The 16713-nt window shown below is 33.7% G+C and carries 11 protein-coding genes; 8 read left to right on the forward strand and 3 right to left on the reverse strand.

Features of this window, described 5'->3' with window-relative positions; all coding sequences use genetic code 11:
* Positions 1-4: 4 nt before the first annotated feature.
* The 5 genes from ACJJVJ_RS13785 to ACJJVJ_RS13805 are packed head-to-tail and all read left to right on the forward strand — an operon-like array spanning position 5 to position 6867.
* A complete protein-coding gene (locus ACJJVJ_RS13785; protein ID WP_405370971.1) occupies positions 5-1036 on the forward strand; it encodes a hypothetical protein in 1032 nt (343 codons plus the stop codon).
* Positions 1037-1045: 9 nt separating this feature from the next.
* Entirely contained in the window at positions 1046-1540 is a 495-nt protein-coding gene (locus tag ACJJVJ_RS13790; protein ID WP_405370973.1) for a DUF6998 domain-containing protein, read from the forward strand.
* Positions 1533-2657: a PD-(D/E)XK nuclease family protein gene (locus ACJJVJ_RS13795; protein ID WP_405370975.1), complete on the forward strand. Its 1125-nt coding sequence runs from the start codon at positions 1533-1535 to the stop codon at positions 2655-2657. The genes ACJJVJ_RS13790 and ACJJVJ_RS13795 overlap by 8 nt, the downstream gene beginning before the upstream one ends.
* 30 nt (positions 2658-2687) lie before the next feature.
* Positions 2688-5906, forward strand: coding sequence for a type I restriction endonuclease subunit R (locus ACJJVJ_RS13800; protein WP_405370976.1), 3219 nt, complete (start codon positions 2688-2690; stop codon positions 5904-5906).
* A 10-nt stretch (positions 5907-5916) separates the two neighbouring features.
* Complete coding sequence (locus ACJJVJ_RS13805) at positions 5917-6867, forward strand: phospholipase D family protein (protein WP_405370977.1); 951 nt, start codon at positions 5917-5919, stop codon at positions 6865-6867.
* A gap of 276 nt (positions 6868-7143) precedes the next feature.
* Here the strand turns inward: ACJJVJ_RS13805 and ACJJVJ_RS13810 are convergent, their stop codons facing one another.
* The 3 genes from ACJJVJ_RS13810 to ACJJVJ_RS13820 are packed head-to-tail and all read right to left on the reverse strand — an operon-like array spanning position 7144 to position 10717.
* Positions 7144-7965 (reverse strand): MORN repeat-containing protein, encoded by an 822-nt coding sequence (locus tag ACJJVJ_RS13810; protein WP_405370979.1) that lies wholly within the window; start codon positions 7963-7965, stop codon positions 7144-7146.
* Between the two features lie 11 nt (positions 7966-7976).
* Entirely contained in the window at positions 7977-8789 is an 813-nt protein-coding gene (locus ACJJVJ_RS13815; RefSeq protein ID WP_405370981.1) for a DUF2490 domain-containing protein, read from the reverse strand.
* Positions 8790-8806: 17 nt separating this feature from the next.
* The gene (locus ACJJVJ_RS13820; protein ID WP_405370983.1) at positions 8807-10717 is read right to left on the reverse strand and encodes a hypothetical protein; all 1911 of its coding nucleotides are present in this window, start codon (positions 10715-10717) and stop codon (positions 8807-8809) included.
* A 727-nt stretch (positions 10718-11444) separates the two neighbouring features.
* On the opposite strand from ACJJVJ_RS13820, the gene ACJJVJ_RS13825 reads away from it, so the two are divergent.
* From ACJJVJ_RS13825 to ACJJVJ_RS13835, 3 genes are all read left to right on the forward strand, one after another.
* Positions 11445-12680, forward strand: coding sequence for a tyrosine-type recombinase/integrase (locus tag ACJJVJ_RS13825; protein WP_405370985.1), 1236 nt, complete (start codon positions 11445-11447; stop codon positions 12678-12680).
* A 201-nt stretch (positions 12681-12881) separates the two neighbouring features.
* Complete coding sequence (locus tag ACJJVJ_RS13830) at positions 12882-15467, forward strand: type I restriction-modification system subunit M (protein ID WP_405370987.1); 2586 nt, start codon at positions 12882-12884, stop codon at positions 15465-15467.
* Positions 15467-16702 (forward strand): restriction endonuclease subunit S, encoded by a 1236-nt coding sequence (locus tag ACJJVJ_RS13835; protein ID WP_405370989.1) that lies wholly within the window; start codon positions 15467-15469, stop codon positions 16700-16702. Before ACJJVJ_RS13830 ends, ACJJVJ_RS13835 begins: the two co-directional genes overlap by 1 nt.
* The last annotated feature ends 11 nt before the right edge of the window (positions 16703-16713 follow it).

Here is a 16713-nt window from a genome sequence, read left to right on the forward strand (position 1 = left end):
TATCATGGCAACAATAAAACTCAACCAAAAACTAAAACGCGTAGAGATTCAAAAATTTGAAGTCGATAATTCTATTGTGTTCAATTACTTTGATAACCTACCGGCAAGTGATCGTGATGAAAAGTTTATACGAGCTTTATACATAGGTGTACTTGCTTTAATGGAAGATCGTATTTCTTCGTTTCTTTCTAAAACTACTAACGAGTTAGGAACAGAACTAGAAAGTCTTAAAATGATTTTTGAGATGAAAAAAGAGCTGTTCTATAAATCCACTATAAAAGGAACACTTGCAGAAGATGAAATAGCTGAGGAGCTGAATGAATACTTTAAGAGTAAACGTATTCCAGATACAGCAATGCTCACAGGTAATAATGCAGGAGAACTAGCCAGAAATAAAACTGGAGATATTATTTGCCGTTTGAATAATGATCCAGATTTGAAAATAGCCATTGAATGTAAGTTTGATAAAAGTGTAAAGCTAGGACCTATTGATGGGAAAGATATTTTCATAAGAAAATCAGATACCGCATGGAGTCAGCTTATAGAATCAAATGCCAATAGAAATTCTAAAGTAAGTATTATTGTTTTTGATATTTCGCTAGTAGATAATTCAATTCTAAAATTCACCGAAAACGTAGGTTTTATTCCAGAGATCGGTTTTGTTGCCGTTATAGATTCTCAAAAAGGAGATTATTCTAATTTAATTATTGCATACATGCTGGCGCGAGATATCGCTATAAATGCAAAAGAATTAGATTTTGATAAAGATATTTTATCAATTCTAGTGACTCGTATTTTAAAAGATATTAATGAAATCAGAACGGTTAAAAATCTTGTAGAAAGAAATATTGACAACAATAAAGAAATCCTCAAGCAGATCGAGAAATCGATTTTGTTGATGGAGTTCAATCAAAAGTATTTAGCTCAGTTTTTAGAATCTGGAACGCTCACTAAAAAAGACTTACTTGATTTCTATATGGGAGAAGATGTAAAAGATCAGTTTAAGTTGATTGAGAAAGATATTCAAGAATTATAAGTCAATCACATGAAAGAAATCCAACAATTACAAGATATCGTAGCTTCTTTAAATAAGCAATACAATGAGGTTACTAATGATAATGAAGATGATCACAAACCTAAATTTACTTTAGATGGCAAATTAGTCGGTGACATAGGTGAAGTTATTGCAGCAAAGGCTTATGGCTTAAGATTGTTTAGAGCTAATAAACATCGCTATGATGGTTGTGTTATTGGAGATGAAGAGAAAAAGGTACAAATTAAAAGTACAATTAAAGGACACATTTATTTTCCACAAAATAAAGATAAGACACCACGTTATTTCCTTGCTATCTTAATCAATGAAGGTGGAACTTTTGAAGAATTGTATAATGGTACAGGCGGTTTTATTTGGGAGAATTATTTATTGAACGGTAATCGAAATTTAAAAGCTAAACATCCTTTTAAGTTGAGCCTTAATAAATTAAGGATGCTAAATCAAGCGAAAACTAACATTGATAAAATCATTAGAATCGATGATTGAGAAACTTGAAGAACTTAATACCTTTTTGAATCAACACGAAATTCCGCTCGAATCGGATAAAGTTGGTTTTTTAGAGATCATAAGAAAAGCGCATAACGAGACAATTAATAGCAATATTTACTCCTACTTTCTTAATTGTAATGATACCACAATTGCAAATGTTTTTTTATCCAGTTTATTAGAATTAATAAAGGAAAAGTGTCACAAAAAATTGAAGTTTTCAGGTCATTATGCCTTAACTGAGTTTAGTACTGACGAAGGAAGAATTGATATTTTAATTAAAGATAATTTCAATCCATCTACGATTATCATTGAAAATAAAATATATCATCACCTACACAATTCTCTTAGAGAATACTGGAATTACATTAAAGTTTCTGAGCAAGAAAAAGTAGGAGTTTTATTAACTCTTAATCCGCATGCTATTCCAAATGAGGTAAAGGATGAGTTTATCAACATTACTCATTGGGAATGGGTAACAAGAATTAAACAAGAACTAGATTTTGATGAGATTACAAAAGAGTCAAACGTCGTTTATTTAAATGATTTTTTTAATTCGATAGAAAAGCTTTCAACTACTTACACTATGAATCAATCTGCAAAATTTTATTTCGAGCATGCCTCTAAAATCAATATGGCTCAACAAACATTACATGAAGGTCATAACTTCATGCTAGAACAATACCAATTGATCTCAAGTAAATTGGGGTTAGAGCAATATGGGAATCAGGTTGAATGGAAAAATTTTTGGGATGAGGAAAACCACATGGATACTTTCTTTACCGTAGCAACTCACAATCTCATTTCAGGGAAAGGATTAAGCTATCAAATTATAGTAGAGGTGATAAGAAAAGACTTAGCAAGAGTTGATGAAATTAAAAAAGAGTTTAGCAATCACTTACAATTTAAAGATAAGAATTCAGGTGAATTAAATAGTAATTACCACCACCTACTAGTAAAAACGTATAGTATAACTGTGGAAGAACTCGGTAGCTTTGCAGATCATGCTCTAAGGAACATAAGAAAGGATTTTGGAGAAATATTCATAGCATTAATTGAGTATCTTTATTCTGATATCCCTATTGAAAGGTGGAAAGAAAATTTGTCGATAAAATAGCTTTCGCGAAAGCGAAACTAAAATAAGTGTATGCAGAAATTTACAGAAGCACAACTAGAAGAAACATTTACAGAATTACTTGTTCAGGAAGGTTATCCTCATACTTATGGAGAACACCTGAATAGGTCCACAGAAGATGTGCTCATAGAAGATGATTTAAAAAATTATCTAACGCGTAAATATGCAGATAATGGAATAACAGAAGCGGAAATTAAAGTCATTATACAAGACTTAAAGAAATTACCAGCGTCTGACCTTTATGAAACTAATAAAAAAATCATGCAGCGATTGCGCGATGGTTTTATACTAGAACGTGAAGACTATAAGCAGAAAGATTTTCATGCTTATTTAATAGATTATTCTGGTCTAGAAGAACAAGTAAATAGTATGAACGTAGATCATGTTGCTGCAGAGCCAGAACCTGATACAGCTTATACCAATAAAGACAAGAACATCTACCGTTTTGTCACACAAATGAAAATAGTAGAAAACCATCCAGAGGGCCGCATACCTGATGGGATTCTTTATGTGAATGGATTACCGCTTGTGGTTTTTGAATTTAAGACAGCGATAAAAGAAGATTGCACCACTCATAATGCCTATAGACAAATCACGACTAGATACGGTCGTGATATTCCTTCTCTTTTTAAATACAATGCTTTTTGTGTGATAAGTGATGGAGTAAATAATAAAGCAGGTTCTTTTTATGCCTCTTATGATTTTTATTATTCCTGGCGTCGTGTATCTGGTCTCGCGACAGATGTGGATGGAATAGATAGCATGTTTACTCTAGTACAAGGAATGTTGCATAAGAATAGAGTACGTGATATTGTGCGCAACTTTATCTACATGCCAGATAGCAGTAAAAAGGACATGAAGATAGTGTGTCGCTATCCACAATACTATGCTGCAAGAGCTTTGTACAATCAGGTTAAGTTAGCACAACGACCAGATGGTAATGGTAAAGGTGGGACTTATTTTGGCGCTACAGGATGTGGTAAGAGTTTTACTATGTTATATCTAGCTAGGTTATTAATGAAGAGTGTCTACTTTAATAATCCTACAATCATTCTTATTACAGATCGCACAGATCTAGATGATCAATTATCAGAGAGCTTTACTAATGCTAAGGCCTTTTTAGGTGATGAAAATATCATAAGCGTCACAAGTCGTAAAGATTTAAGAGAGCGATTGCAGGGTATAGAAAGTGGTGGCGTTTATTTGACTACCATTCACAAATTCACAGAAGATACCAAAGTACTAACTGATAGAAATAATGTGATTTGTATTAGTGATGAAGCACACAGAAGTCAGACCAATCTAGATCAAAAAATTAAAGTCACTGATAAAGGAGTGAAGAAAAGCTATGGATTTGCGCACTACTTGCATAAGTCCTTACCACAAGCGACTTATGTAGGTTTTACAGGAACACCTATCGACGCGACCCTTGATGTTTTTGGAAAAGTAGTAGATATCTATACCATGACAGAATCTGTAAGAGATGAAATCACGGTACGATTAGTTTATGAAGGTAGAGCAGCTCTTGTAAATCTCAAGAATAGTAAACTTAAAGAAATAGAACAATACTATAATGAGGTAGAAGAAGCTGGAGCAAACAGCTATCAAGTAGAGCGCAGTAAGGAGCAAAGTGCTAGCATGAATGCTATTCTAGGCGATCCAGACCGTTTAAAAGCTATTGCTGAAGATTTTGTAAAGCATTATGAAACTAGAGTGAATGAAGGTGCTACGGTAAAAGGTAAAGCGATGTTTGTGAGTAGCAGTCGTGAAATAGCTTACGAACTTTATAAACATTTGATTTTACTACGTCCAGAATGGGCAGAAGTTAAGGTTGCTGAAGAAGGAGTAGAACTTTCTGAACAGGAAATGAAGGTAATCAAACCTATGCAACGTGTGAAGCTGATCATGACCAGAAATAAGGACGACGATAAGAAGCTTTATGATATGCTAGGCACAAAGGACTATCGTAAAGAACTGGACAGGCAATTTAAAAATGGTAAGTCTAATTTTAAAATAGCCATTGTTGTAGATATGTGGTTAACAGGTTTTGACGTGCCATTTTTAGACACAATTTATATTGATAAACCATTACAAGAACACAATCTTATACAGACTATTTCTCGAGTTAACAGGAAATTTTCTGGCAAGAAAAAGGGATTAATCGTCGATTATATAGGTATTAAAAAGCGCATGAATATCGCCTTAAAAAAATATGGAGAAGGCGAAGAGGAGAACATGGAAGAGGTGGAGAAGTCAGTAGGAGTGATGCGTGACATGCTGGACTTGCTAAATCGCATGTTTCATAAGTTTGATAGTACGCCATATTTTACAGGAATCGCAATGCAGCAGTTGCTCAATCTCAAGAAGGCGTCTGAATTTGTGATGCAGGCAGAACAACAAGAAAAGCGCTTTATGGATATGGTAAAACGTTTAAAAGCGTCTTATGATATTTGTTCTGGTAGTGAAAAAATTAAACAGATAGAAAGAGATCAAGTACATTATTATCTAGCCATAAGAAGTATAGTTTTTAAACTCACTAAAGGAGACGCTCCTGACACCGCACAAATGAACGCAAAGGTGCGTGACATGATTAAAGAAGCATTAGAAAGTGATGGAGTTACCGAGATTTTTAAAATAGGAGAAGAAGATGCTGTAGAATATGATCTCTTTGATGAAGATTATATGGCAAAAATTGATAAAATAAAACTGCCTAATACTAAAATCAAATTATTACAACAGCTTCTTAAAAAGGCGATAGGTGAGTTAAAGAAGAATAACAAGGTAGCTGGTGTAGATTTTAGTAAAAAAATGGAAGCGCTGGTAAAACGTTATAACGAGCGTGAAGCAGATAAATGGGAAGCTGAGACTTATAAAGATTTTAGTCAAGAGGTAACAGATTTAATTTGGAAGGTAAAAGAAGAGTTTGATGCTGGAGATAATTTAGGAATCAGTTTTCAAGAAAAAGCATTTTATGACATTCTAAAATCACTATGCATAAAGTATGATTTCAGTTATCCAGAGGATAAACTTATTCAACTAGCTAAAAAAGTAAAAAATCTAGTAGATAAAGAAACGGACTTTCCGGACTGGAAAAACAATACAGCTATACAAGCATCTCTTTTTGCAGGAATTATAATCCTTCTAGATGAGAATGGATATCCGCCGATAGAACGTAATGAGGTTTACAAAGAGATATTAGATCAGGCAGAGAATTTCAAAAGGCATAGATAGGAATAGAATTATGAGTGACTTTTACACAGGAGATAAATTAAATGATCTCATAGAAGATGTTTTTCTGAGAGCAAAAAAGGAAATCATTATTGTATCACCTTATATCAAACTAGATGATCAATATAAAAAAGTACTTGATAAAGCTACAGAAGATCATGATGTTCATTTAAAACTTTTGATAGGTAAAAATGAAGATGATATTTACAGAAGTATTTCTAAAGATGATTTAGAATATTTTAAATCACATAGTAATATATCGATTCTATATGAGCCAAAATTACATGCTAAATGTTATATGAATTATAATGAAGCGGTTATAACTTCTATGAACTTGTATGACTACTCTGCAAATAATAATGTAGAAGCTGGTGTTCATTTGAGAAAGGTCATGATAGGTAATAGCAACTCATTTATTGATTGTTATAATTCATTTGAAAAAATAATAGAAGAAGCACATTGTCTTTTTATTCAGCGTCCACTTTTTAAGAAAAAACTATTTGGTCTAGCTAAAGACTTTCATGGAGCTAAAACTTTATACGACATCACAAAAGATTTTGATAGTTCTTGTCCTAACTATAAGAAGGTGTCTATAACCACTTTTCACGATCCTGTAGTGATTAATACTCAAAGTGATGAGGCAACATTAGAACGAAGAAGAAAAAAACCTGTAGATAAATTATCAACTGCAATCAGTAGAAACATTTCACCTAGTAAAAAAGAAGAGTCACCAGATTTTGGTTATTGTATTAGAACAGGAAAGCAAATACCTTTTAATCCTGCACAACCACTTTCTAAAGAGGCGTACTATGAATGGAACAAATGGGAGAACATGTATTATTCTGAAAACTACTGTCATAAAACAGGAGAGAATAGTTTTGGTAAAACATCCATGAGATATCCTATTCTCAATTCAGATTATGAGAATAAAGATGATTTTCGTCGTGATTCAAGAATTTTGTAGAAGGATTAAAATTCTCTTTTTAACTTGTCAATCACATATAGAAAACACCACTATTCTAATGATAGCGGCGTTAATTTTTGGTTTTCAACTATAGAGTTTGAATTTTTTCAATAAAGTATGTAGTTAAAATTTTAGCATTTTAAAAAGGTATCTTTTTTGTGATGATTTTCTAACTTTTGACTGTTTGTGAAATTTCAGGAATGTTAGTGTTCATCTTGCTTTCGCGAAAGCGAAACTTTTAAACAATTATTTACAGACTAGAGAAGTATGAAATTATCAATCTTCTTCAACAAGCTTGTCATCTTTCCATATGCCGCTGGTGACTACTTTTTCATTTACATCATAAAAGGTACCGCGACCATTGCGCTGGTCGTCTTTCCAGTTGCCTTCATACTTTTCTCCATTAGTCCAGTAATATGTTCCTAAACCGCTGCGTTGATCGTTAACATAACTGCCTTCATAATGTTCACCATCGATCCAATAAAAGATTCCTTGTCCGTGGCGCATGTTATCCATCCAGTCGCCCTCATAACGGCTACCAGAATCTAATATGGCAATTCCCTGTCCGTTTGCTTTTTTGTTTTTTACCTGACCTACGTAATGGAGTCGGTTGCCTTTTTTACTTTTAAAGGTTAGGTATTCTCCAAAGGCTTTCTGACGCAACTGGCCTTTTATACTTTTAAGCTGCAATTGTGCTTTTTCTAATGCATAAGAAAGTGAGTCGTACTGCATGATTTCTGGCGTGGAAAGCCTACTTTTCTCATCGTTTGATGAAGTTGTGCTTTGCACGTTAACAGCCTTCTTGTTTTGATCTTCTTGAAGTTGTAATAATGCTGTAGAAGCAGTTTTTCTAAGTTCTATATCTGTACCAGTAGTGTTCTCCATGCTGCTATACATGTGTAGAGCTTCACGATAATTACCTATAGCCAATAGAGAATCTGCAATTTCTAGTTCTAGCTGGTTGTCAGTTACGGTTGGTATATGTGCGGTGGTTTCTTTTTCATTCAGGGCACTCTGCAAATCATTTGATCGCATCATGTAATAAATGGCGATGGCAATGGATACAAGTACTAATAGGTAAGGAAAAAATCTCTTCATCTTCATAGTTTTTAGTCTCTGAAATGGATTTCAGGCAGTTTGTTTTTTCTTTTACGTAAATCTGGAGAAAAGTAAATGTGCATACGTGCGGTATAATTTTGATTATATATACCTCCATCTTCTAGAGTTTGTCCAAAGGAATACATAAATCCGGCAGCTACAGTGAGCCTAGGGTTTATGATGTAACCTATTGTGGCGTTGAGACGTAGGTCTTCTAGAGGGCTACCTATGACTGTTTTACCACTTTGTAAGATCAATTCTGACTCTGGAGCGATGTACAGTGTTTTTGATTGCAACTTAGGTGTATTGAGGGGTATTTTGAGACGGAACATGTAGCGCCATCTATTTCTAAAGATAAAATCATCATCTTCTCCAAATCCCTTTGTCCACCTGTGTTCAACACGCAGTCTATGATAAGCCATAGAAGTCCATAATGGAACGGCAAATTGATATTGATGCCAGATACGGTATTCTGGGATCATATTAGGACCGCTACCATCTTCACTGGTATTAAAATTAAGCCTTAATACACCACCGAGTGCAAAGTTTGCTTTCTCATTATAGATGTAACCTATGGCATGTCGATTATAAATTTGCCCAAGTTGCCCTACAAATGGAGTGTCCTTAGTCTCTTCAAACCTAAAGTGCGTTTGAGCAACCCAAAAAAGTCTTTTGGATATTCTCATGTTGCCATAAGTGTTTACCCAATATTTAGTTTTAGGCTCTTTAAACTTAGATTCTGTCGGTTCAATTTGTTCTTCTTGCGCTTTCGCGAAAGCGAAACATAGCAACAAGATCACGACCATTATATTTTTTGTGTGCATATATAGAGTACTTTTCATTATGGTTGTTGCTGTAGTAGTCCAAAAAGCTGTAGTAGGCTAGTAGGGTCTTTAGTTCGTTTTATTTTTCTCTCTAGTCGTTGGGTATCTTCTTCTCTTAACAGAGTTAAACGAGCGTCGAGTTCCTTAAAGGTATTATCTATCATAGTGATGTCCTCGCAGGACATGTCTTTCTTTACTATTGAAATTAAATAGGGAGATATTTCTTTAAAATAAGCTTTGGTAATTTTTTTCTTTACGTCTTCATCCATTATGGTAGCCGTAAATGGATTCCATACTTGATCTTGATAGAGCTTTTTAATCTTTTTGTGCTCTTGATCTAGCTGTGATAGCGTATGTGTAAGCTCTATAGCATTTTTATAGCAGGTGATTAATTCTTCAGATCTTCTTATCTTCTGTTCACTTTCTGACATGACAGAATAGGAGGTTAAGGTCTGGTCTATAAATTCATTAACTGATTCTAGTGCTTTTCTGACATTCTTAGAATGGTCCTTTTTTTGTACCGAATCTACCGTATTTTTCACCAGATTTGCTTGTTCAATCAGTCCTTTTTCCTGGTGGATGTATTTGTCTTCTTTGTTAGTTTTTAAAACCTGACCGTCCAGTTTTTGCTGTAGGATTTGCAATGTTTCTAGTAATCGATCACTCAAATCAGTCACCTCGGTAAGGTCATATTTTTCTAATTTAAGATGAGGTAGTTCAGGGTCTCCCATAACCATGGTAGAAGCTAGAGATTGCTCATCGTTAAATAGTCCTTTTATTAAAATAGGTCTTTGAATATGTTTAGTGATGCTTTCATTATGGTAAACCATTAGTTTTTCTATAGGGTTTACATACTGTTCTTGTAAATGACCTACATATTCGTATTGGTTTTTAATAACGGAATCCCTTAATTTTAGTAAGTTGACCTGAGTGTCTGATAATAGGAAGTCTATTATTTCTTTAGACTGTTTATAGTTAGTGTTGATTTTTGAAAATTGTTGTTCTTCCTGCTCAGCGATAGGATATTCTGGGACATTAACAGAAATGTTAGTCAGCAAAATATTAAGGTCTAAATTTTTTAATATATCTTCTATATGGTGGTAGTGTCGTGCATTAGTTTTTAATAGCTTACTAAGACCAGCGTCTAGTTGGAGTCCACTGTTTTTGTCCATTAAGCTCAACTTTAATACTTCTATATAATGTTGGTCTAGATAAATACTTTTCTCGGCAACTTTGATATTTGCAGGTATGGATAGTTTATTTTCTACACTATCGCGATACTGTGTAATTTCTTGCAGTGTGCCTTTGTCAAATTTCCAATTTTCTAATTCGTCTATACCATCTTTGGTAAATAAAGACCAGGAGTCATGTGCATCACCATTTCTTAATAACCTACCGATCATGTAACTATCTGTATTCTCTATACGGAAAGATTGTTGTGGAATACCGTCCTTAAAAGAAACTTTACTTTTAAAAAGAGAAGTGGTTTTTGCAGAGTTTTTAAGACTGTCCATTTCTATAAACCAATCTCCTGTAGGTATTCCGTTTTTAAAAGAACCTGTAATGTGTCGTTGCACACCGTTAACCTGAACCACATATTGATAATCTACGAACTTTTTTTCTGCTTGAAGAGAATAGTTACCAAACTTAAATTCCCACTTTCCATCTGGCAAACCTTCTTTAAAGGACCCACTAATCATAAAGGGATTGGTGTCCAACTCTGTTCCCTGTTTGCTATTAAACAAAAATGGACCTGTTTTAATGGAATCACCATTTTTCAGGAAGTAATTATAATAGGCATTCCCTTTATAAGATGCAATTTTTAAATTACCGTCATACCTTTTTATTTCCTGACCAAAACAAGTAGAAACACCTATTAAGGATAACAGTAAGAATGACAGGGTAAAGTTTAGGAGTTTGGCTTTCATATAGGCTGTTTTAATTTATATTAAAGCGTAAAACTTTGATAATAAATTACTTGGTTGTTTTTTGAGAAAGGCAAATATATATATTGATACAACACCGTTTGTGTTTAAAACTAGCTTAATGACCATTTTTAATGAATCTTTAACAGCTGTTACAAAAGTTATCATAAAATGGGGTTTTAAATAAATAAGTTGCGTATTTATCTAAATATCTCTAGATGCATGCACGTTTTTAGCTTGAATTCAATGGGTTAGTGTTTATAGAAATAGGGTATAATGTACTGAAAGTAAAATAGTAGTGTAGAGAATTTTTAAGACGAATAATTTACTGGTTCGTCCTGAATATTATTGTAAGAGAAGATAGAAGTTCAATATCTCTATACATATGCACCAAGTGTAGCAAAGGTGCTCAAAAAAGAATATTTTGTTTATACAAAAACTTAATAGTGTTACTTTAAAACATCTTACCGTACAATAATCGTACATTGTAAAGCGTAAAAAAAACCTTAACTAGATAATAATTAACTAATTAAGGTTTATTAAAGTGGAGTCGGAGAGAATGTTGGAGTACATATTTGGATAACTAAATTTTAGTTGTATGTTGTTATAATACAGTTGTTTACAGCTGAATTATAAGTCTTGTTATATCATTTTTTTATAACATGATATAAACTTTTTTATAACGATTTTGACAACGCTACCGTTCGTCGAGATAACTAAAATTTATTTTATGAAATGTACATTTAATTTGAGAAATCGAAATGCCAAAAATGAAACGCTCATTTTGTTCATCTCTTATTTCAATGAAGAGAAAAAGAAATTAGTTTATTCTACCAAAGAATCGATACTTCCTTCCCATTGGGATTTCAAAAATAAGCAACCCAATAAAACAGGTAAAAACGTATCCATTGATCAAGCACAAATTTCTAAAACCCTAAGAAAGTTTCAGGACGTGTTTGAACGTGTACAGGCGCAATCTAATTTAGGTGATGTCCACTTTGATAGCAATGTCTTAAAAGAGCATTTAAATAGGGAATTTGAGCGTGTAAAACGTGTAAGTTCCTTCTTTGAAGTCTATGACCAGTTTACTGAAGAAAAAATCAAACTTAAGGAGTGGAAGAATTCAACTATCAAGCGATATCAAAATATTAGGAATCTTTTGATGGAATTTCAGGAGGTTAAAAGTTATAAATTGACTTTCAGTAAAATAAACAAGAAGTTCTATATTGAGTTTACTGACTTTTGCTTTGAGCACAAGAATCATTATACTAATACATTTAGCCGCAATATAGGGCTAGTAAAAACCTTTTTGTTTTGGGCTGTTAAAAATGGTTTTGCTTTTAATACAGCATTTGAAGATTTTAAGAAGCCTACTCGAGTCCTAACAAGAGAAGAGGCACTTAGTTTAGAAGATGTAAAACTATTGAATGAATTTCATTGTTCTAGTAGAGTCCTAAATCAAAGAAAGGATGTGTTCATATTTCAAACACTAACAGGTATGCGTTATGGTGAATTGAAGCTAGTTAATAAAAGGAATGTTGTTAATGATCAATACATCATTCTAAAAGAAGAAAAAGACTCCTCTAAACCATCTAGAGAAATTCCATTAATTAAAATAGCTCTGGATATTCTTTTAAAATATAATTATAACCTTCCCTTAATATCAAATCAAAAACAAAACGATTCAATAAAAGTGATATTAAAAGAAGCTGGTTTTGATCACGAGGTAGAGTATACCAGGACTAAAGGAGTAGAGCAGGAGCGATTTATAAAATACTTTTATGAGCGTGTTTCAACTCATACTGCTAGAAGAAGTTTTATAACTATAATGAGAAATAAAGGTATTGCTGACAAGACCATTATGAGCATAAGCGGCCACAAAGACATTAAAACCTTTAATATGTACCATCAAGTTAATGATACGGCAAGAATAAATGCTGTGAATAGGGTTTTTGGTGATATGTGAACTTTATACCTAGTTTACCTATTAATTCTTATTATATGATATAATCTATAATACATTTTTGAAATTTTAGGTTCAATTCTCTTTTTTCCTAGTATCTTTATAATCCCCTAAAACACACCTGTCCTTATATATTTGGATAAGTGCGTTTTAGGGTTTTTAATTTAAATTCCGTTTTCGCGAAAGCGAGACGAAAGCATGTCTATGAATAAACAACAACTTGCCGCAAAAATTTGGGAATCTGCCAACCAAATGCGATCTAAAATCGAGGCAAATGAATATAAAGATTACATACTGGGTTTTATATTTTATAAATACCTATCTGAAAAACAATTACAGTTTGCCCGTAAAAATGATTTTACAGAGGAAAATATAAAAGCACTAAGTGAGGACGATACAGAGACCGTTGATTTTATTAAAAAGAGCATCGGCTATTTTCTGTCTTATAATAATCTATTTCATACTTGGATAGAAGAAGGTGCAGATTTTAGTGAGGACAACGTAATTACGGCACTATCTGCCTTTAATCGATCAATCAGTTCCAAACATAAAAAATTATTTGACGGTATATTTAATACGCTGGAAACTGGTTTAAGTAAGCTGGGCGAGACCGCTGCAAAACGTACCAAAGCCATACGAGACTTGCTATATCTTATCAAGGATATCCCTATGAATGGTAAGCAAGATTATGATGTGCTAGGTTTTATCTATGAGTATTTGATTGAAAAATTTGCAGCTAATGCAGGTAAAAAAGCAGGAGAATTTTACACACCTCACGAGGTTTCTGTTTTAATGTCTGAGATTGTTTCAGACCATCTTAAAGATCGTAAAGAAATACAGATTTATGATTCTTGTAGTGGTTCTGGATCTTTGCTTATCAATATAGGTAGCAGTGTCGCAAAATATATGGATGATAAGGACAACATAAAATACTTTGCCCAAGAACTTAAAAAGAACACGTATAACCTTACCAGAATGAACCTGGTAATGCGTGGCTTAAAGCCTGATAATATTGAGACACGCAATGGTGATACTTTAGAAGACGACTGGCCATATTTTGATGAAAACGATCCCGTACATAGTTACAACACACTTTATGTAGATGCTGTAGTTTCTAATCCGCCATATTCTCAAAAATGGACATCAGCAAATAAAGAGTCAGATCCTCGTTACTCGCGTTTTGGGCTGGCACCTAAAACCAAAGCAGATTTTGCATTTTTATTACACGATTTATACCATTTAAAGCCAGATGGTATTATGAATATCGTACTACCTCACGGTGTATTATTTCGTGGTGGTGAAGAAGGTAACATACGTAAACACCTTATTGAAGAAAACCACATTGATGCCATTATCGGGCTGCCAGCTGGGGTGTTTTTTGGCACTGGTATTCCTACTATTATTATTGTATTGAAGCAGAAACGAACCAACACCGATGTACTTATAGTAGATGCCTCAAAAGGATTTATAAAAGAAGGTAAAAACAATAAACTACGTGCCAGTGATATAAGGCGTATTGCAGATGTGGTACGTGACCGTAAGGACACCCCTAAATTTTCTAAAAAAGTAACGCGCGACACCATACGATTAAACGACTATAACCTAAACATACCACGTTATGTAGATTCATCGCCAGCAGCAGAAAGTTGGGATATCTACGCGGCAATGTTTGGCGGTATTCCTGTAAAAGAAATTGATGCTTTGCAAGCGTATTGGGAGGCATTACCAGATTTACGCGCCTCACTTTTTGAGAAAACAACAGCTATAAATGCGCAATTAAAAGTAAACGACATTAAAGAAGGTCTCTATGCACATTCTAGTGTTTCCGCTTTCGCGAAAGCGTACAAAGAAGCATTTCACAGTTTTGAGTCTTACTTAAATGACAGATTGTTAAGCGATCCCACACAAATAGGTATATCTAAAGAGCAAATCATTTTAAGCAGCGACATCTTTACCAGATTGGACACTATTGCTTTAATAGATAAATATGAAGCTTACCAATTGCTAGATGATAAATGGCAAACCATAAAAGTAGATCTCGAGATCATACAAACCGAAGGCATCGAAGCCACGCGCATAGTAGACCCTAATATGGTGATGAAGAAAAAGAACGGTAAGGACACTGAGGTACAAGACGGCTGGAAAGGGCGCATTATGCCTTTTGAGTTAGTACAACAACTCTATTTAAGTGAAGACTTAGCAGCATTGCAAGACAAAGAAAACAAACTGGTGCAAATTGCTGCAAGTATAGAAAGCATATTTGAAGACCTGGATGAAGACGACAAAGAAGAAGAAACCGTAAACGAGGCAAAAACAGGCTTTACAAATGCAGCTGTTATAAGAGAGGCAAAACAATTGCGTGCTGCACTTAAAAAAGACAGCAAGCTGGCATTAGAGCCTTATGAAAAAACGATTATTAAAGTAGATGGTTTACTTACCGAAGAAAAGAAATTAAAGAAAGAAGTAAAAACTGATGCTTTAGCACTGCACCTAAAAACCAAGGACACTATTGAAGCGGTAACAGATTCTCAAATTACCGAGCTACTCCAACACAAGTGGATTAATCCAGTTGTAAAATCACTACAGAGTTTACCAGATAATACAATAGATACGCTTTCGCGAAAGCTACAACACCTTGCCGATAAGTATGCCACTACATACTCTGAGGTCGCCAAAGACATTAAACAAGCGGAAAACGCACTTGCCGATTTACTGGACGATCTAACAGGGAACGAGCACGATATGAAGGCAATGAATGAGTTTAAGAATTTACTTAAAACTGAAGGTTAATGAAAAAACATCGTGAAAATGTGGAGATGCGTTTTAGTACTTCAACTAAACCTTTAAAAGAAGAACAGTTATTACAATTAGCTGATTTTTCAAAAGGTAAGGACTATAGTAAAAAAGATATTAAACTTGAAGGCCACCCCATTATTCTATATGGCCGACTTTATACAAAGTATCAGGTAAATATTGCAGACGTTGACACTTTAACTGAACCTAAAGATGGATCTATCTATAGTCAAGGTGGCGAAGTAATTATTCCATCATCAGGAGAATCGGCTGAGGATATTATTCGCGCATCCGTAATTGAAAATGATAACATCATTATCGGTGGTGATTTAAATATAATTAAACCGAAAGAACTAATTGACTCAACATTTTTAGCATTATCAATTTCTAATGGTAAAATGTACGAGGAGCTTGTTAGAAAAGCACAAGGAAAATCAGTTGTACATATACGGAATAGTGATCTTGAAGAAACATATCTTATATATCCACCATTAGAGGAACAAATTCTAATAGGTGATTTTTTTAAAAATTTAGATAGTCTTTTAGCAAACCACAACACCCAACTCAAAAAACTAACCAACCTTAAAAAAGCAATGCTCATTAAAATGTTTCCGCAGGATGGTGCAAGTGTGCCAGAGATACGTTTTAATGGCTTTGATGGGGAATGGGAGAAATGTATTTTATCAGATGTAACAGAATATCATAATGGTAAAGGTTATGAAAGTGAACAATCTATGTCTGGTAAATATGAATTAATCAATCTTAATTCTATTTCTATTGATGGAGGATTAAAACCTTCTGGAAAATTCATTAACAATGCTGAATTAACTTTAAACAAAGATGATTTGGTTATGATTTTAAGCGATGTTGGACACGGTGATTTACTTGGTAGAGTAGCTATAATACCAGAGAATAACAAATATGTACTCAATCAACGCGTCGCATTATTACGACCTGAACTGGAAGTGTTGCCTCTGTTCTTATATTACACAATTAATGTTAATCAGATTTATTTCAAAATGCAAGGTGCAGGAATGTCTCAATTAAATATTTCTAAAAGTAGTGTAGAGGATTTTGAATTTTTGTACCCTACGAATAGGGAAGAACAAATTAAGGTTTCAAACTACTTCAAAAATTTTGACAACTTAATTAATAACCACAAAGAACAACTTAAAAAACTCAACCAAATCAAAAAAGCCTGCTTGAGTAAGCTTTTTGTGTCTCAAGAGTAATACCCACCAGT

This window comes from Nonlabens sp. Asnod2-A12 (genome assembly GCF_045063745.1).
In the GTDB taxonomy this organism is placed as follows: domain Bacteria; phylum Bacteroidota; class Bacteroidia; order Flavobacteriales; family Flavobacteriaceae; genus Nonlabens; species Nonlabens xylanidelens.